General features: G+C 62.3%; 17 protein-coding genes. 10 read left to right on the plus strand and 7 right to left on the minus strand.

Annotated elements, in window-relative coordinates; genetic code table 11:
• Positions 1-22: 22 nt before the first annotated feature.
• Positions 23-2,308, minus strand: coding sequence for a transglycosylase domain-containing protein (locus JHW44_RS02405; protein WP_089343732.1), 2,286 nt, complete (start codon positions 2,306-2,308; stop codon positions 23-25).
• A 372-nt stretch (positions 2,309-2,680) separates the two neighbouring features.
• On the opposite strand from JHW44_RS02405, the gene JHW44_RS02410 reads away from it, so the two are divergent.
• Positions 2,681-4,024 carry an ammonium transporter gene (locus tag JHW44_RS02410; RefSeq protein ID WP_089343731.1) on the plus strand — a complete coding sequence of 448 codons (1,344 nt, stop codon included), beginning with the start codon at positions 2,681-2,683 and terminating at the stop codon, positions 4,022-4,024.
• A gap of 166 nt (positions 4,025-4,190) precedes the next feature.
• On the opposite strand, the gene JHW44_RS02415 is transcribed toward JHW44_RS02410, so the two are convergent.
• On the minus strand, positions 4,191-5,192 hold the full coding sequence (locus tag JHW44_RS02415) for a polyprenyl synthetase family protein (RefSeq protein WP_089343730.1): 1,002 nt from the start codon (positions 5,190-5,192) through the stop codon (positions 4,191-4,193).
• Between the two features lie 75 nt (positions 5,193-5,267).
• Here JHW44_RS02415 and JHW44_RS02420 point away from each other — a divergent pair, with 75 nt between their 5' ends.
• From JHW44_RS02420 to JHW44_RS02430, 3 genes are read left to right on the plus strand one after another with little or no spacing between them, the layout of a single operon-like run.
• Positions 5,268-5,477 carry a putative signal transducing protein gene (locus JHW44_RS02420; RefSeq protein ID WP_089343729.1) on the plus strand — a complete coding sequence of 70 codons (210 nt, stop codon included), beginning with the start codon at positions 5,268-5,270 and terminating at the stop codon, positions 5,475-5,477.
• Positions 5,470-6,228 carry a tRNA1(Val) (adenine(37)-N6)-methyltransferase gene (locus JHW44_RS02425; protein WP_089343930.1) on the plus strand — a complete coding sequence of 253 codons (759 nt, stop codon included), beginning with the start codon at positions 5,470-5,472 and terminating at the stop codon, positions 6,226-6,228. The genes JHW44_RS02420 and JHW44_RS02425 overlap by 8 nt, the downstream gene beginning before the upstream one ends.
• Positions 6,229-6,287: 59 nt before the next feature.
• Positions 6,288-6,452, plus strand: a complete 165-nt coding sequence (locus JHW44_RS02430) for a YdcH family protein (protein ID WP_089343929.1) — start codon at positions 6,288-6,290, stop codon at positions 6,450-6,452.
• 79 nt (positions 6,453-6,531) lie between these two features.
• Here JHW44_RS02430 and phbB read toward each other — a convergent pair whose 3' ends face one another.
• The 3 genes from phbB to JHW44_RS02445 form a co-directional block, all read right to left on the minus strand.
• Complete coding sequence (phbB, locus tag JHW44_RS02435) at positions 6,532-7,257, minus strand: acetoacetyl-CoA reductase (RefSeq protein WP_089343728.1); 726 nt, start codon at positions 7,255-7,257, stop codon at positions 6,532-6,534.
• Positions 7,258-7,348: 91 nt separating this feature from the next.
• Positions 7,349-8,521 (minus strand): acetyl-CoA C-acetyltransferase, encoded by a 1,173-nt coding sequence (locus JHW44_RS02440; protein ID WP_089343727.1) that lies wholly within the window; start codon positions 8,519-8,521, stop codon positions 7,349-7,351.
• A gap of 233 nt (positions 8,522-8,754) precedes the next feature.
• Entirely contained in the window at positions 8,755-9,582 is an 828-nt protein-coding gene (locus tag JHW44_RS02445; protein ID WP_089343726.1) for an EAL domain-containing protein, read from the minus strand.
• Positions 9,583-9,670: 88 nt separating this feature from the next.
• Between JHW44_RS02445 and JHW44_RS02450 the strand changes: the two genes are divergently transcribed.
• The gene (locus tag JHW44_RS02450; protein ID WP_089343725.1) at positions 9,671-10,246 is read left to right on the plus strand and encodes a DNA-3-methyladenine glycosylase I; all 576 of its coding nucleotides are present in this window, start codon (positions 9,671-9,673) and stop codon (positions 10,244-10,246) included.
• Here JHW44_RS02450 and JHW44_RS02455 read toward each other — a convergent pair.
• Positions 10,221-10,769, minus strand: coding sequence for a TlpA disulfide reductase family protein (locus JHW44_RS02455; protein ID WP_245846953.1), 549 nt, complete (start codon positions 10,767-10,769; stop codon positions 10,221-10,223). The two genes, JHW44_RS02450 and JHW44_RS02455, sit on opposite strands and share 26 nt — an antisense overlap.
• A gap of 22 nt (positions 10,770-10,791) precedes the next feature.
• Between JHW44_RS02455 and argH the strand changes: the two genes are divergently transcribed.
• From argH to JHW44_RS02475, 4 genes are read left to right on the plus strand one after another with little or no spacing between them, the layout of a single operon-like run.
• The gene (gene argH, locus JHW44_RS02460; protein ID WP_089343724.1) at positions 10,792-12,198 is read left to right on the plus strand and encodes an argininosuccinate lyase; all 1,407 of its coding nucleotides are present in this window, start codon (positions 10,792-10,794) and stop codon (positions 12,196-12,198) included.
• Positions 12,195-12,341, plus strand: coding sequence for a hypothetical protein (locus JHW44_RS02465; protein WP_179217662.1), 147 nt, complete (start codon positions 12,195-12,197; stop codon positions 12,339-12,341). Before argH ends, JHW44_RS02465 begins: the two co-directional genes overlap by 4 nt.
• Positions 12,342-13,607, plus strand: a complete 1,266-nt coding sequence (lysA, locus tag JHW44_RS02470) for a diaminopimelate decarboxylase (RefSeq protein WP_089343723.1) — start codon at positions 12,342-12,344, stop codon at positions 13,605-13,607.
• Between the two features lie 38 nt (positions 13,608-13,645).
• On the plus strand, positions 13,646-16,147 hold the full coding sequence (locus JHW44_RS02475) for a DUF4175 domain-containing protein (protein WP_245846952.1): 2,502 nt from the start codon (positions 13,646-13,648) through the stop codon (positions 16,145-16,147).
• Between the two features lie 24 nt (positions 16,148-16,171).
• On the opposite strand, the gene JHW44_RS02480 is transcribed toward JHW44_RS02475, so the two are convergent.
• Positions 16,172-17,041, minus strand: a complete 870-nt coding sequence (locus JHW44_RS02480) for a zinc-ribbon domain-containing protein (RefSeq protein ID WP_089343722.1) — start codon at positions 17,039-17,041, stop codon at positions 16,172-16,174.
• Positions 17,042-17,134: 93 nt separating this feature from the next.
• Between JHW44_RS02480 and JHW44_RS02485 the strand changes: the two genes are divergently transcribed.
• Positions 17,135-17,809: a cell division ATP-binding protein FtsE gene (locus tag JHW44_RS02485; protein WP_089343721.1), complete on the plus strand. Its 675-nt coding sequence runs from the start codon at positions 17,135-17,137 to the stop codon at positions 17,807-17,809.
• Positions 17,810-17,823 lie beyond the last annotated feature (14 nt).

The following is a 17,823-nucleotide window of genomic DNA, read 5'->3' on the forward strand; positions in this document are numbered from 1 at the left end:
TGTCGATGTGGCGGGCGGCGTTTCAGTTGCCGCCCAGAATTCCGTTCAATGCCCGGCTCAGGGCATCATCCGAACTGGCGCCATTGCTGTTGCCCGGTGTCTGCGGGGCCTGACCCTGGATCTCGGTCGGTGCGGTGATGACGCGCCCGCCCTGTTGCTGATTCTGCACGCCATTCATCACTCCGGCCAGTGCGGCGGCAAGCGGATCGTCGGCCGATCCGGAGGTTACCACCTGCGGCGTGCCATCGCCGCTGGACAGGATGATGCCGCTGCCATCGGGTGACACCGTGGACAATGGCAGGACCGGCAATCCTTCGTGAATTTCGGTCATGACTGCCTTCCAGATCTCGGCAGGCAGACCCCCGCCGGTCACGCCGGTCAGCGGGGTGTTGTCATCATAGCCCATCCAGACGCCGACAACATATTGTTCGGTGAAGCCCACGAACCATGCGTCGCGATAGCTGCTGGTCGTGCCGGTCTTGCCCGCGGCCGGACGGTCGCTCAACTGTGCGCGGCGCCCGGTCCCGCTGCTGATGACCTGCTGCATCATGTAGATCAGCTGGCCTGCGGCCCGCTGGCTGATGACGCGCTCGCCCAGGCCGCCCATCTGCCCCATGAGAGGCTGATCGTCGCCCTTGATCTTCAATTCGACAAGGCCATAGGGCGCGACCGATGTGCCGCCATTGCGGATCCCGGCATAGGCGCCGGTCAGCTCCAGCAGGGTGGCCTCGGAGGCACCCAGCCCCAGCGACGGGCTGGTGGTCAGATTGCTGACGATCCCGAAATCATGGGCAATGCGGCGAACCGCATCGCGGCCCACGGCCTCTTGCAGGCGGATCGTGGCGGTGTTCAGCGAACGCTTCAGGGCTTCCGTCAGCGTGACGGGACCATAGAAGCGGCGGCTGTAGTTCTGCGGTGACCAGGGCTTGCTGCCGGGAATGCGGATCGTCAGCGGTCCGTCCTGCACGATGTCATTGGGCTGATATCCGGCTTCCAGCGCGGCGGCATAGACGAATGGCTTGAAGCTGGACCCGGTTTGCCGTTTGGCCTGCACCGCGCGGTTGAAGGCACCATTCACCGTCGTGTCCCGTCCGCCGATCATGGCGCGCACGGCACCATCGGCGGACATGACGACGACGGCGGCCTGCGCCTTGCTGCCTTCCTTCACCTTTTCGGCAAAGATGTTCTTCATGGCGCGTTCGGCCGCGCGCTGGATGCGTTGATCGAAGGTGGTCTTGATCGTCACATCCTCGGTGGTTTCGCTGGTCAGGAAGCCGGGGCCGGTTTCCATGACCCAATCCGCGAAATACCCCCCCGCGCGGGCCGAGGCTGCCTTGGACAGAACCGCGGGATGCGCCTTGGCCGTCTGATATTCCTCATCGTCCAGATAATGCTGTTCATGCATCAGATCCAGAATGACACTGGCCCGGTTCTGGCTGCGCTGCAGATTCGCCGTCGGTGCGAAATAGCTTGGCGCTTTCAGCAAACCAGCCAGCATCGCGGCCTCGGCCGGGGTCACATCGGTGGCAGGCTTGTTGAAATAGCGCTGGCTGGCGGCCTCGAAGCCACGGGCACCGGCCCCCAGATAGGACCGGTTCATGTAGATGTTGAGAATATCGTCCTTGGAATATTTGGCCTCCAGCGCGAAGGCGAAGGGAACCTCTTTCACCTTGCGCCAGATGCTGCCGACCCGGCAATCGGCCTCGAACTCGGCCTCATTCTTCCAGCGGATCGGGTCAAAGGTGTCACCCAGGCACAGCAGCTTGGCAACCTGCTGGGTGATGGTCGAACCGCCATTGCCTTCCAGCGGGCCACGACCTTCGGCGAGGTTGATCTTGATGGCCCCGGCAATGCCGCGCGGGCTGACGCCGAAATGGCGATAGAAGCGGCGGTCCTCGGTGGCGATCACCGCTTCGCGCAAGACCGGCGCGATCTTGTCGCTGGTGACGGTCCCAAAGGTTTCCCCCCGCCATGCGAAAACGCGCCCGTCGCGATCCAGCATCGTGACCGAGCCGCGTGCGCGTGCGTCAAACAGCTCTTCGGGTTCTGGCAGGCCGCTGTAATAATAGGCCGTGGCTGCCGCGATGATCAGGGTGAAGACCATGCCCAGCCGCCAGAACGATCCCCAGATCACCCGCCAGATCAGCGAGACCGTGCCGGTGATCGTGCGTATGACGACATTCCCGCGCCGTGCCTTGCGTGTCTTGTGCCGTTTGACCCCGGGCTTCGGGTTCGGTTTGGGTTTGTTGCGTTTTTCGGCAACGGGGCTGCGGCCCGTGCGCTTCGGGGTGCCGGTGGGTCGTTTCATTCCAAGGATGCCTGCGTCTCTGCCGGGCCGGTTTTACTGGCCAATTTGGCGGTCACCATACAGGAAGAATCAGGTCGTGGGAATTGGGCTGACCAATCCGTGATCCGCCATAGGCGGTGTTACGTATATGGCTGGCGCGGTCGAGTGATTGCCCAAGCGACGGGCGACATGCCTTGAAATGAGTCTGTGACCGATGCGACTCTGCCTTCCATCTTCGCATATCGGCCCGATTCAGGTCAAAAAACAGGCAAAATCGGTTTCCGCAGTGCGGCGCGGCACCCCCGACTTGTGCAGATAAGGTCGAACTGTGGATCAAGGCCTTAGTTGCGGCCCAGCTCGCGGTCGCCTTTAGCAGAAGACAGGCGAGGACTGATGAAACAGATTTTTCCCGGATTGATCGCGGCACTGGCGCTTGGTGCGCTGCCGGTCGCCGCGCAGGAGGCCGCCGCAACGCCCGAAACCGCCATGGCGGCGGTCGAGGCCGTCAGCGCGGATGTGGTCTATATCTTTAATACGCTGCTGTTCCTGATCGGCGGCTTTCTGGTCATGTGGATGGCTGCCGGCTTTGCGATGCTGGAAGCAGGGCTGGTGCGGTCCAAGAATGTGACCACGCAGTTGTTCAAGAACATTTCACTCTTTGCGATTGCCGGCATCATGTATTGGCTGATCGGCTACAACCTGATGTATCCCGGCGAATGGACGATGCCCGGAATCCTGGGCGAGCTGTTCAGCCCCAAGGGCATTGACCCGGTGGGTGCGGGAGTCGCGGATGACGGCTATTCTTCCGGTTCGGATTTCTTCTTCCAGCTGATGTTCTGTGCGACCACGGCCTCGATCGTCTCGGGCACCCTGGCCGAGCGCATCAAGCTGTGGCCCTTCATGATCTTTACCGTTGTCCTGACCGGCGTGATCTATCCGATCGAAGCCAGCTGGCAGTGGGGCGGCGGCTTCCTCAGCGAAATGGGCTTCTCTGACTTTGCGGGATCGACCCTGGTTCACGCCGCTGGCGGCTTTGCTGCGCTGGCCGGTGCCATCGTTCTGGGTGCGCGTTACGGCAAATACCGTCCCGATGGCCGGATGCAGCCGATGCCGGGTTCGAACCTTGCGCTTGCCACTCTGGGGACTTTCATCCTGTGGCTGGGCTGGTTCGGCTTCAACGGCGCATCGCAGCTGGCTCTGGGGTCGGTCAATGATGCGGCGGATGTCAGCCGGATCTTCGTCAACACCAATATGGCCGCCTCGGCCGGTGCGATTGCCGCGGTCATCACGACGCAGCTGGTCTATGGCAAGATCGATCTGACCATGGTTCTGAACGGTGCGCTGGCAGGGCTGGTGTCGATCACCGCCGAACCTCTGACGCCGTCCATCTTTGCCTCGGTCCTGATCGGTGGCGTCGGTGGTGCCATTGCGGTGATCGTCGTTCCGATGCTGGACAAGCTGAAAATCGACGACGTCGTCGGCGCCATTCCGGTTCACCTGGTGGCAGGCATCTGGGGTACGCTGATCGTTCCGGCGACCAATCCCGATACCAGCTATGTCACGCAGGCGATCGGTGTCATCGCAATCGGAGCCTTCGTGTTCATCGTCAGCTTTGCCATCTGGACGATCCTGAAAGTGACCATGGGCATTCGTGTGGATCGCGAATCCGAGATCACCGGCCTGGATATTTCCGAAATGGGCATGGAAGCATATCCGGATTTCGTTCAGGCGAAATAACCGGATCACGGGTCTCTTCCCGGAGAGGGCGGGCCGCGCAAGCGGCCCGCTTTTCGTTGCAAGGGTCGTCGTGCCTGTCAGGCCCAGTTGGTCCCGACAGAAAACCCAAAGGCCGCCTGCGTTCTCGCGACAGGCGGCCTTCGGATTCGATGGTGGATTGTTTTATCTACGCGACGCGGCTGACGACGAAATCGGCCAGATCCATCAACATGGCGCGGATCGGGTGATCGGGCAGGGCAGTCAACGCGGTTTTCGCGCGCCCGGCCCAGTCCAGCGCATCGCGTCGCGCGGCCTCCATGGCGCCATGGTCTGCCATCAGCCTCAGGGCTTGCTCCAGGTCGCCATCGCGCTGATCGCCGTGTTCAATGGTGCGTACCCAGAATGCGCGCTCTTCGGCATCGGCGGCGGCAATCGCCTTGATGACCGGCAGGGTCAGCTTGCGTTCGCGGAAGTCGTCGCCGACATTCTTGCCAATGGTCTGGGTCACGCCGCCATAGTCCAGCAGGTCGTCCACGATCTGGAAGGCAATTCCCAGCGCATCGCCATAATCGAACAAGGCCTTGACCTGTTCGGGCGATCCCGCTGCCACAACACCACCGACCTCGGTCGCTGCCGAGAACAGTGCCGCTGTCTTGCCGCGTACGATCTGCAGGTAGACATCCTCATCGGTCTGCAGATCCTGCGCCGCTGTCAGCTGCAACACTTCGCCTTCGGCAATTGTCGCGCTGGCATTGGCCAGGATTTCCAATGCCCGCATATTGTCGGGCTCGACCATCAGCTGGAAGCTGCGGGCAAAGAGATAATCCCCGACCAGGACCGAGGATTTGTTGTCCCAGAGCAGATTGGCCGTGGGCCGCCCGCGTCGCTGGCTGCTTTCATCCACGACATCGTCATGCAGCAGCGTGGCGGTGTGGATGAATTCCACCGAGGCGGCGAAATGGATGTGATAGGGGCCGTCATAGCCAAGCAGCTTGGCCGCCGCCAGAGTCAGCATGGGACGCAGGCGCTTGCCGCCCGCCTCGATCAGATGGGCCGTCACCTCGGGGATCCGCGGCGCATGCCGACTGGACATGCGTTCGCGGATCAGCCTGTTCACCGCCTCCATTTCAGGAGCCAGTGCCGCCGACAGATGATCAAGCGGCTTCTGGACGTTTTCGTTCACACCCATGTCCACACCTTGCGTTTGCGACAAACCCTTGCCACGCCATCGACAATTTCGCAACCGCCCCTTACGTTTTTGACGATGAAAGAGCTATTGCGCAGCACCGATCCCGTCCGGCTTTCCCGCGTTCTTGACCTGTTGCAGGCCGAGGGGATCGTCGCATTTGAAATGGACCAGCATATGAGCGTTCTGGAAGGTTCGATCGGCATATTGCCTCGCAGGGTGATGGTGGCCGATCGCGACGAGTTCATGGCACGCGCGGTGCTGCGGGATGCCGGGCTGGATGACTGAGACTCGCGAGGATGGCTTTCTGGGGGGGCGGCTGCAGATTACCCAGCCTGCGCGGGGCTATCGCTCGGGCGCGGATGCGGTGATGCTGGCCGCAGCCTGCCCTGCGCAGGCCGGGCAAAGGGTGCTGGAACTGGGCTGCGGGGCAGGGGTGGCCAGCCTGTGCCTTGGCTGGCGCGTGCCGGGGCTGCATCTGGTCGGGCTGGAACAGCAAGAGGATTTTGCCGAACTGGCCCGCGGAAACGGCGCCAGAAACGGGATTGCCCTGCGGGTAATGACCGGGGATCTGTCACGGCCGCCTGCCGAACTGAAGGCGCTCAGCTTTGATCACGTGATCGCGAATCCGCCCTATTTCCTGTCTGGCACGCCGGCTCCCTTGGCAGGCCGCGCGGCTGCACGGCAGGAGGTGACCCCGTTGTCGGTCTGGCTGGATGCCGGATTGCGCAGGTTGCGGCCCGGCGGGATATTGACATTGATCCAGAGGGCGGATCGGCTGGATGATCTGTTGGTCGGATTGAGGGGGCGCGCCGGTGCGATTGCGGTGCTGCCCATCGCCGCGCGCGCCGGACGTCAGGCAGGCCGCGTGCTGCTGACGGCACAAAAGGGTGCCCGCAGTCCCCTGCGCTTGCTGGCACCCTTCGTCATGCATGCGGGTGCCGCCCATGAACGCGACGGAGAGGATCTGACAGAGGTTGCGCGAGCGGTCCTGCGCGACGGACAGCCAATCACGAGGCTGTTTGCGAAAGTATCGTGACAGAATCGAAATCCTGTGGTGCAATGATGATGTTCGACACAACCCCAGAGGAGGACGCGATGTCGGTTACTTCCCATGTTGAGGAGCTGCGCAGAAAGCATCAGACACTCTCTGATGCTGTTGAGAGGGCACAAAGAAGTCCAAGTACGAGTAATCTCGAAATCACTCAACTGAAACGCGAGAAGCTTCGCATCAAGGAAGAAATATCGCGATTGTCCAACTGATCCTGGTTGAACCGTGACAGGATAAAGAAAAAGGCCCGCGTCTGATCGCGGGCCTTGATCATTTCTGCCGGTCGGAATTCTACGAGAAGAACTGACCGCCATTCGCGCTGATGGTCGAGCCGGTGATGAAACCTGCGTCATCGGCGGCAAGGAAAACCACCGTGCGGGCGATTTCTTCAGGCTCGCCCAGACGACCCACCGGAATTTGCGGAATGATACGCTCTTTCAGGACCTTTTCATCAATGGCGCGGACCATTTCGGTGCCGATATATCCCGGCGCGATGGCATTGACCGTGATGCCGGCCCGGGCACCTTCCTGCGCCAGTGCGCGGGTGAAGCCGATGTCACCGGCCTTGGCGGCCGAATAGTTTGCCTGCCCGGCCTGACCCTTTTGTCCGTTGACCGAACTGATATTGACCACCCGTCCGAACTTGCGTTCCCGCATGCCCGGCCAGACCGAATGCGTCATGTTGAACAGGCCGGTCAGATTGGTGTCGATGACCTCTTTCCATTGTTGAGGGGTCATCTTGTGGAACATCGCGTCCCGTGTGATCCCGGCATTGTTGACCAGAACCGCGATTGGCCCCAGATCATCCTCGACCTGTTTGATCCCTGCCGCGCAGGCGTCATAATCGGCAACCGACCATTTGAAGGTCTTGATTCCCGTTTCTTCTGTAAAGGCCTTGGCGGCGTCGTCATTGCCGGCATAGTTTGCAGCAACGGTGTAGCCAGCTTCTTTCAGTGCCTTTGAAATTGCAGCGCCGATTCCGCGCGTGCCTCCGGTGACCAGTGCGACTTTGGACATCGGTAAACCTCCCTCTTCTGAAACCAGGTTGAAATCTTGCTATCGAACAGAGGTAAGGTGCGCAACATAATTGCGCACCCAATTTTCGCTGTTACCGCTCCAGGCACATGGCGACACCCATGCCGCCGCCGATGCACAGGGTCGCCAGGCCTTTCTTGGCATCGCGACGCTGCATTTCGAACAGCAGGGTGTTCAGGATACGCGCACCCGAAGCACCAATCGGGTGGCCGATGGCAATCGCGCCGCCATTGACGTTCACGATAGAGGGATCCCAGCCCATGTCCTTGTTCACGGCGCAGGCCTGCGCCGCGAATGCCTCGTTGGCTTCGACCAGGTCCAGATCGCCGACCTTCCAGCCGGCTTTTTCCAGCGCCTTGCGGCTGGCGGGAATCGGGCCGGTGCCCATGATTGCAGGGTCCAGACCGGCGGTTGCATGCGAGGCAATCCGTGCCAGCGGGGTCAGACCGCGACGGGCTGCTTCTTCTTCGGTCATGACCATCACGGCGGCGGCGCCGTCGTTCAGACCCGAGGCGTTGCCAGCGGTCACCGAACCGTCCTTGGTAAAGGCGGGGCGCAGCTTCTGCATCGCCTCTACGGTCGATCCGGCACGGATATATTCATCCTTGTCGACGACCGTGTCGCCCTTGCGGCCCTTGACCGTGTAGGCAACGATCTCGTCATCGAAACGGCCCTCTTTCTGCGCCGCTTCCGCCTTGTTTTGCGAGGCAGCGGCGAATTCGTCCTGCTGTTCGCGGCTGATCTGCCACTGCTCGGCAACGTTTTCGGCCGTCTGGCCCATATGGTAATTGTTGAAGGCGTCCCACAGACCGTCACGGATCATCGTGTCGATCATTTTCACGTCGCCCATCTTCTGACCGGCCCGCAGATAGGCCGCATGGGGCGACATGGACATGCTTTCCTGTCCGCCCGCCAGAACGATCTGCGCGTCACCCAGCATTACCTGCTGTGCAGCCAACGCGACGGCGCGCAGCCCAGAGCCGCAAACCTGGTTCAGCAGCCATGCAGCGGATTCCTGTGGCAGGCCAGCATTGATATGGGCCTGACGTGCGGGGTTCTGGCCCTGGGCGGCGATCAGAACCTGACCAAGGATCGTTTCGCTGATTTCAGCGGGGTCGACGCCGGCGCGGGCGACAACTTCTTTCAGAACGGCTGCGCCCAGATCGTGGGCGGGCACGTTAGCGAAGGATCCGAGGAAACTTCCGACCGGTGTACGAGCAGCGGAAACAATTACGGCATTTGTCATGGAGGGGCTCCTTCCCATCTGCGCCGGATGTCCGGCGAATCGAGGTTAGGATGCGGTTTCATGTCGTAAGGTCAAGCCAAGCTTCACCGCATAAGGTGTGGAACGGACAGAATGCCGCATGAATTGACATCAGGTGGGTCCACCCGCAGACAGCGGATCGGGAGGGATTCTGGCAAGACGGGCGGCGCAGCCTTGAAAGCTGAAGGGTCCTCGGGGGGGGCGAGGCACGGGAGTCATCTCAGGGCAACAGAGGGCGGTGATTTCCATGGCGGCGCAATGGTTGGCGCGCCGAAGTAGAAGCCCTGAAGGCAGTCGATGCCGTTGTCGATCAGAAAGCTGGCATCCTCGGCGGTTTCCACCGATTCGGCGACGGTGAACATGTCGAAATGATGCGCAATGGACATCAGCGCGCGGGTCAGCACCTGATTGTCGGGATGTTCGGCGATCTCGCGGATGAACTGGCCGTCGATCTTGATCATGTCAAAGCAGAAATCACGCAGATACCGAAACGAGGTATAGCCTGCGCCGAAGTCATCCAGGGCAAGGGCGATACCGAAATCCTGGATTTCGCGCATGAAATTGCGCACCTGATCGGGCATTCCCATGGCCGAGCTTTCGGTAATTTCAAGAATCAACCTTTCACCGATGCAGGGATCTTCGCAAATTCCGCGGCGCAGGGTTCTGCTCCATTCCGGATAGCCGATCGAGCGAGCCGACATGTTGATCGACAGGCGCAGCGCGCGATCCTCGGCCAGTGCCCGCAATCCCAGCGACAGGGACAGACAATCGATCTGGCGGCCAAGTTCGGTGCTTTCGGCAGCCGGCAGGAAATCCTTGAGTGGCACGATCCGCCCCGAATCGTCGATGATTCGGATCAACCCTTCGTAGAATGCGGCCTGATGGGTGCGCTGCGCCTGGACGATGGGCTGAAAGGCCAGAACTCCGTGACCTTGCTCGACCGCGGCGCGCACGGCAGGCATGGTGATCCGGCTTTGCTGATCGATTGCGAAATCCAGCGGTGAGCTTATGGTCGGGATGCCGTCGTTCACGTCAGGCCTCATCTTCGATACAGGTGTTGGTGCACTCTGGCGAAGATTGCCTAATTTCCGGTGAACGCGCAGGAAAATCTGGACATAAGGTTAACGTGACATGACTCGATGCGTTTGGTGCGGCAACGATCCGCTTTATGTGGAGTATCACGACCGCGAATGGGGCGTGCCGGAACATGATTCGCGCGCCTTGTGGGAAAAGCTGGTGCTGGACGGCTTTCAGGCCGGCTTGAGCTGGATCACGATCCTTCGCAAGCGCGATGCCTTTCGCGCGGAATTCGAAGGTTTCGACCCCGAGAAAATCGCCGCCTGGGATGATCGCAGGATCGAGATGGCGCTGAAGAACCCGGGGATCATCCGCCATCGGGGCAAGATCGCCGCCACCGTGAAAGGTGCGCGCCATTTCATCGAGGTCGAAGAGCAGGAAGGTTTCGCGCCCTGGCTGTGGTCATTCGTTGGCGGCGCGCCGAAGCAGAACAATTTCGCGACGGCAGCCGATGTCCCCACCGATACGGCCGAGTCGGCGGCCATGTCCAGGGCTTTGAAAAAACGTGGTTTCAGTTTTTGCGGGCCGGTGATCACCTATGCCTTCATGCAGGCGACCGGGATGGTCAACGACCATGTCACCACCTGCCCGCGTCACGGCGAGGTCAGTCGGCTGTCAACTGGCGGATGACCTCTTTGGCGGGCTCTCCGGCCCAATCTGCATCGCCCAGCAATCTGGCGACCTCATGGCCTTCGCGGTCGATCAGAATCGTGACCGGCAGGCCCAGCACGCCCATTTCGCGTGCAAGCTGCTGTTTCGGGTCCAGAAGAACCGGCAGATTCTGCACGCCCGTTTCATCAAAGAACTTGGTTATCTTGTCAGGGGCATTGCGACCGGTGGCGACCGGCACGACAGCGAAATCATCGCCGCCCATCTCGGCCTGCAGTTTTTCCAGCGAGGGCATTTCCTCGCGGCAGGGGGCGCACCATGTCGCCCAGAAGTTCAGCAAGACGACTTTTCCACGGTAATCGGCAAGGAAATGCTCGCCACCATCGGGGTCGGTGAAGCCCAGTTCGGACACGGCCGGGGCGTCCTCGGAGGGCACGAGTTTCACCAATCCCGCCGATTGGGCGGCCTGCCAATCGACCTCGCCAGCCAAGGCGGTGTTTGCACCGATAACCAGCGCCGTATAAAGCAGGGCAGAACGCAGCATTTGACCTCCGAAGGACCTTAGAATGACTGACCGGCCCCAAACCAAGGATGCCGCCAACACGATGTGGGGCGGCCGCTTTGCCGCCGGACCCGATGCGATCATGGAGGCCATCAACGCCTCGATCGGGTTTGACCGGCGACTCTATGCCCAGGATATCCGGGGGAGCCGGGCCCACGCCGCCATGTTGGCCGCGCAAGGCATCATCAGCGATAACGATGCCAAGGCCATCGGGGAAGGCCTGCTCACGGTCTTGTCAGAGATCGAAGCCGGCGATTTCCCCTTCCGCACAGAGCTGGAAGACATTCACATGAATGTCGAAGCGCGGCTGAAAGAGATCATCGGCGAACCTGCGGGACGCCTGCATACCGGGCGGTCGCGCAACGATCAGGTGGCCACGGACTTCCGTCTGTGGGTGCGCGATCAATGTGACGCGGTGATCGACGGGCTGACCACGCTGATTCGCGCGGCCCTGTCGCAGGCCGAAAGCGGGGCCGGCTGGGTCATGCCCGGGTTCACCCATCTGCAGACCGCGCAGCCGGTGACCTGGGGCCATCACATGATGGCCTATGTCGAGATGTTCGGACGCGATCTGTCGCGTTTTCAGGACGCGCGCCGGCGGATGAACGAATCGCCCCTTGGAGCTGCGGCTCTGGCCGGAACCGGCTATCCCATCGACCGCGAGGCCACCGCCAGGGCACTGGATTTCGATCGCCCCATGGCCAACAGCCTCGATGCGGTCAGCGACCGTGATTTCGCGCTGGAATTCCTGTCGGCAGCCTCGATCTGCGCGGTGCATATGTCGCGCCTTGCCGAGGAACTGGTGATCTGGTCATCTGCGCAGTTCCGCTTTGTCTCGATGTCGGACAAATGGTCCACGGGCAGCAGCATCATGCCCCAGAAGCGCAACCCCGATGCCGCCGAACTGATTCGCGCCAAGATCGGGCGGATTCTGGGGGCGACCGTGGCGCTGTTCACGGTGATGAAGGGCCTGCCGCTGGCCTATTCCAAGGACATGCAGGAAGACAAGGAACAGGTCTTCGACGCGGCGGACAACCTGCAGCTGGCATTGGCTGCCATGGCGGGCATGCTGTCGGATCTGACGGCCAACAAGGACAAGCTCGAGGCGGCGGCATCGGCGGGCTTCTCGACCGCGACGGATCTGGCCGACTGGCTGGTGCGCGAGGCCGGGCTGCCCTTCCGCGACGCTCACCATGTGACCGGTTCTCTGGTGGCGATGGCTGAACAGCGCGGCGTCGATCTGCCCGATCTGTCGCTGGAAGACATGCAGTCGGTCAATGCCGCGATCACCGAGGATGTCTTTGGCGTTCTGGGCGTGCATAACTCGGTCGCCTCGCGCCAGAGCTATGGTGGAACGGCCCCGGATCAGGTGCGGGCGCAAATCGCGCGCTGGAAAGAGAAACTGGCATGATGCGTCTGGCATTGATTGCAGTTCTGGCGCTGGCCGCATGTGGCGTCGATGGTCCGCCGGTGCGGCCCAGCCCGAAGGCTGATCAGGAAAGCGGCATCACCATTTCAGGTGATGCCTATATTGGCGTCCGGACGGAACTCTAGATGGATCATTTCACCTATCGCGATGGCACGCTATGTGCCGAAGACGTGCCTTTGACGCAGATCGCGGCCGAGGTCGGCACCCCGGTCTATGTCTATTCCGCAGCCACGCTGACGCGGCATTTCAATCTGTTCCGGCAGGCGCTGGACTGGACCGATCACCTTGTCTGCTTTGCCGTCAAGGCGAACTCGAATCTTGCCGTCCTGAAGCTGATGGCCGATCTGGGCGCGGGCATGGATGTGGTTTCGGGCGGTGAATATCTGCGCGCCAAGGCGGCCGGAGTGCCGGGAAACAGGATCGTGTTTTCCGGTGTCGGCAAGACCGCGCAGGAAATGCGTCAGGCCATCGAAGGCGGAATCCGCCAGTTCAATATCGAATCCGAACCGGAAATGCTTGTCCTTTCAAGCGTCGCGGCATCCATGGGGGCCGAGGTTCCCATCGCGATTCGGGTCAATCCCGATGTCGATGCCAAGACCCACGAAAAGATCGCCACCGGCAAATCCGACAACAAGTTCGGCATTCCCATTTCCAAGGCGCGCCAGGTCTATGCCGAGGCCGCCGCGCTGCCCGGGCTGAAGGTCGTCGGGATCGATGTGCATATCGGCAGCCAGCTGACCGATCTGGAGCCCTTTCGCCTTGCCTACACCAAGGTTGCAGAGCTGACGCGGGCGCTGCGCGCCGGTGGGCATGAGATTTCACGGCTTGATCTGGGTGGCGGGTTGGGGATTCCCTATCGTCGCGACAATACCGCGCCACCCCTGCCGATCGAATACGGACAGGTCATCCGCGAAACCGTCGGGGATCTGGGCTGCGAGATCGAGATCGAACCGGGGCGCAACATTGTCGGCAATGCCGGCATCCTGCTGGCGCAGGTGATCTATCTGAAGGAAGGCGAGGGCCGTGATTTCCTGATCGTGGATGCGGCGATGAACGATCTGCTGCGTCCGGCGATGTACAATGCCCATCACGATATCGTGCCGGTGGCACAGGCGGAACTTGGCGCATCGCTGCGCGAGATGGATGTCGTCGGTCCGATCTGCGAATCGGGTGACACCTTTGAAAAAGGCGCACAGCTTCCGCAGTTGCAGTCCGGCGATCTGGTCGCCTTTCGTTCAGCCGGGGCCTATGGCGCGGTGATGGCGTCGGAATACAACTCGCGACCGCTGGTGCCCGAAGTGCTGGTCAGCGGCGATCACTTCGCCGTCATCCGGGCCAGACCTTCATTTGAGGAAATGCTGGCGCGCGATACCATCCCCGAATGGCTCTAAGGCGGCGCAAAGCGATTGGCATACACGAAAAGGGGGGCATGTCCCCCCGGCAGGTCGAAACTGGCCTGACCGATATCCCCAATGCGTCACGGGCCGTCAGGCTGACGCGTTGGGCGATGATATGGGAACGTGCGGCTGCCGCTTTCTGGCCTCTGGCCACGCTGCTTTGCGTCGTGATTGCCGCGTTTTCTCTTGGTGCCGTGGCGGTGATTCCGCCCGTCGTGCTGCCCTGGCTGGCCGCAGGAATGCTGCTTGCCGTTGTCGGAGCGGCAATCTGGGGCGGGCTGCGCTATCGCCCGGCAAGCTGGCAGGAGGCCCTGGAGCGCGTGGACTGCGGGCTTGGCGGGCGTCCGTTGAGCGCCCTGTCCGACCATGCCGTGCTTGGCGGAGAGGGTGCCCTGTGGCAGGCCCATCTGGCCCAGATGCGCGAACGTGCCGCACAGGCGCGCGTCGTATCCCCCGATGCCGGACTGGCTCGTCGCGACCCCTTCGCTCTGCGTCTGGCGGCGGCTGTCGCCTTGACGATGTCACTGATCTTCGGTGGCGCGGCGCAGGTCGGTCAGGGTTTGCAGGCGGTGGCCGCGACCATGTCCAGATCCGGCACGGGCGAGGCCCGCATTGTCCAAGGCCCGAACTGGGAAGGCTGGGCCGAGCCTCCGGCCTATACAAGGCGCCCGACGATCTATCTCAACGCCCTGCCTCAGGATGAAGTGCTGAAACTGCCCAAGGGCAGCGAGGTCTCGTTCCGTCTGTACGGTGAGGATGCGGCGATCCAGCAGGATATCGGACCGCAGACATCGGAGGATGCAAAGGCCCCGGTGATCCGTGCGGAATATTCCGGTGTGATCGAACTGCCCGGCCGAAGCCTGCAGGTTGAGGTTCAGCCCGATATGGCCCCGGTGGTCCTGAGCACGGCTGCCCCTTCGCGCCGTGCGGATGGTCGTCTTGTTCAGCCCTTTCGGATGACGGACGATCACGGGGTGGCCGCTGGACGGGCGCGAATTGCACTGGATCTTGCCTCGGTTGAGCGTCGCTATGGCCTGAAGGTCGATCCCGAACCGCGCCAGGCCTTCAGTCTGGACCTGCCCTTGCCGCGCAGGGGAGACCGGCGCGAATTTTCCGGCCAGTTGGTCGAGGATCTGTCGCGCCACCCCTGGGCGAATCTGCCCGTGGAGATCACCTTGCAGGGTGAGGATGGCATCGGGCAGATCGGGCGTGCGCCAGCGATCAGCACCGAATTGCCGGGCCGCCGTTTTTTCGAACCACGCGCCGCGGCGCTGATCGAGATGCGGCGAGATCTGCTGTGGTCGCGCCAGAATGCGGGGCGTAGCGCCGAAATCCTGCGGGCGATCACCTGGCGTCCGGAAGGTTTCATCGAACAGCCACTTTATCTGGAATTGCGCGCTGCGGTCGCCATGCTGGAGGGCGAAAGGCTTTCGGACAAAAAGAGGGATGCCCTGGCCGAAGCCCTGTGGCAGGCGGCCATCCAGCTTGAGGATGGTGGGCTGGCGGATGCCCTGGCGCAGATGAAACAGGCGCAGGAAAAGCTGTCCGAGGCCATCCGCAACGGTGCCAACCCCGATGAGATCCAGCGCCTGATGGATGAATTGCGCGAAGCCACCGATGCTTATACCCGCATGCTGGCCGAACAGGGCAAGCAGGATCCGGCGGATCGCTTTGCCAAGAACCAGCAACGCCAACAGGTTTCGGGCGATCAGATCCAGCAGATGATGGATGAAATCCAGCGGCTGATGAACGAAGGCCGGATGGCCGAGGCCCAGCAATTGCTGGAACAGTTCAACCGCCTGATGGAAAACCTGCAGATCACGCAGGGCGGCAGTGGTGAAGGGCAGGAGGGTGGCGAGGGCAACCAGTCGATGAACCAGCTTGCCGATACGCTGCGCGAACAACAGCGCCTCTCGGATGAGGCCTTCCGCGACATGCAGCGCCAGTTCGGGCAGGGCCAGTTCCAGGAGCGATCCGAAAATGCCGATGAGCTGGCCGGTCGGCAACGCGAACTGCGCGAGGAACTGGGGCGGCAGCGGGGGCTGTTGCCCGGTCAGGGATCTCAGCAGGGCGACAGCGCGGGGCAGAGGCTGGACGAGGCCGGTCGCGCCATGGAGGAGGCTGAGCAGGCCCTGCGCGAAGGGGACACCAGTGCGGCCCTGCAACGGCAGGCCGATGCGATTCAGGCGATGCGCGAAGGGATGCGGTCGTTGGCAGACATGCTGGGTTCAGGCGGTGGCACTGAAGGTGATGACCAGCGCAACGCGGACGAGTCGCAGCAAGGTCAGGGCGCAGAGGTCCAGCAGCCCGGACAAGAGGGCGCAACGCGCCAGTCCCGTGCCCTGCTGGACCCTCTGGGCCGGCAGACCGGCGGCAATGGCAGCCAGATCACCACCGGAGATCCCCTTGCCGAAGGCCAGGACCCGGCCCGCCGCGCGCGTGATCTGCTGGAAGAAATCCGCCGGCGCAGCGGTGAACGCGACCGGCCGCGGCAAGAGCGCGACTATCTGGGACGGCTGCTGGACCGGTTCTGACGGGGCGGCCCTGACAGAGAGTCTTCAGGCGCCGCGCACCGTGACATGCAGCCATTGCCGACCCTGATCCACCCAGTCGCGAAAGCCCGTCAGTGCCTCGCCAAGCGATCCGGCATCGGCCAGGCCGGGTGCCAGAAGATACAGCGCAAGCCCGCCAAAAGCGATCATCGCGGCCAGACCAAAGCCCATCGAATAACTGCTGATGGCATGCCCTGCCGCTGGCTGGGCATAGGCACCGGGCAGTTCTGCCGTGCTTTGCTGGGCCATCACCTCGGCTTGCGCAGCCGGTGCGGGATTGGCTGGTGATGCGGCCGCGACGACGGTTGCGGATGTGGCGCTGGGCCGAGGACGCTCGGCCTCTGGCGACATATCCCTTGGCGCGGGCGGCGGCGCCGGAACCGGGCGCGGAGGCGACTTGGGCTTTTGAACCGCTGCATCTGCCGGGCGCAGTGGTTTCGGGTTTTGCGAGGGGGTGATGATCGTTGTCGCGGGCCAATCGTATTCGGCCGGTTTGACCGGCGTGGGCGAGACGCCTGAAGACTTGTGCTCGGGCTTTCCGAACAACTCGTCCTCGGCCATGCGGGCGCGGCGCTCATGTTCCACTTCGTCACGCAGAATGCTCAGCACCGATTCGGGCAATCTTTGCCGTGCCGGAGGCGGAAGCGGCGCTTCATCCGGTGCCAGGGCCTCGTCATCCTCATTCTCGGCGGGCGCGGGGACGGCATTCCCCGCCGGTGCAGCCGTTTGGGACTCCGGTTGCTGATAGGGGCCGGGCACGAACCAGATGCGATTGCAGGCCGTGCATTCGACATCGCGGCCACCTTCGGGGATGGCATCAGGCGGAATTCTGTATTCCGCCGCGCAGCCCGGACAGATCAAACTTATTTCACCCATGCCGACCCTCGCATTCACCTTGAGCCTGTTCTATCAAGCGCGGACACGGCTTCCAAGCGGCCGTTGAAAAACCCGAAAAGAAGGGGGTGTGGCTTGATCGAAATGCAGGATGTCGGCTTTGGCTATCACGGCGGAGCCGAGCTTTTGTCGAATATGACGCTCAGCCTGCAACCGGGAATGTTCCATTTCCTGACCGGACCATCCGGTTCGGGCAAAACCACGCTGCTGCGTCTGCTTTATGCCGATCTGCTGCCCACATCGGGACAGATCCATGCCTTTGGCCATGATCTTGTCGGCATGGGGCGCGACGATATCGCGGCATTGCGTCGCCGCGTCGGTGTCGTGCATCAGGATACCCAGTTTCTGGACCACCTGCCGGTTGCCGAGAATATCGCCCTGCCGCTGAATGTGGCGGGACGCGAGGTGGATATGCCGGCGCTGCGCGACCTGCTGGGCTGGGTGCAATTGTCGCAGTTGGCCCGCGCCCTGCCGCCCGAACTGTCGGGGGGCGAACGTCAGCGTGCCGCGCTGGCGCGTGCGGTCATCTTGTCGCCGGACCTGATTCTGGCCGATGAGCCGACCGGAAATCTGGATTGGGACATGTCCATGCGCTTGATGCAATTGCTGATCGAACTGAACAAATCGGGCAAATCGGTCGTGGTCGCGACCCACGATCTGAATCTGATCCGGGCCACCAAGGCACAGGTCGCGGCGCGGGTGCTGCGGATTGCCGGGGGCAGCCTGCAACTGGCCGGAGCGGATCTGTGAGACGGGCTGACTTT

This window comes from Paracoccus seriniphilus (assembly GCF_028553745.1).
GTDB classification, from domain to species: domain Bacteria; phylum Pseudomonadota; class Alphaproteobacteria; order Rhodobacterales; family Rhodobacteraceae; genus Paracoccus; species Paracoccus seriniphilus.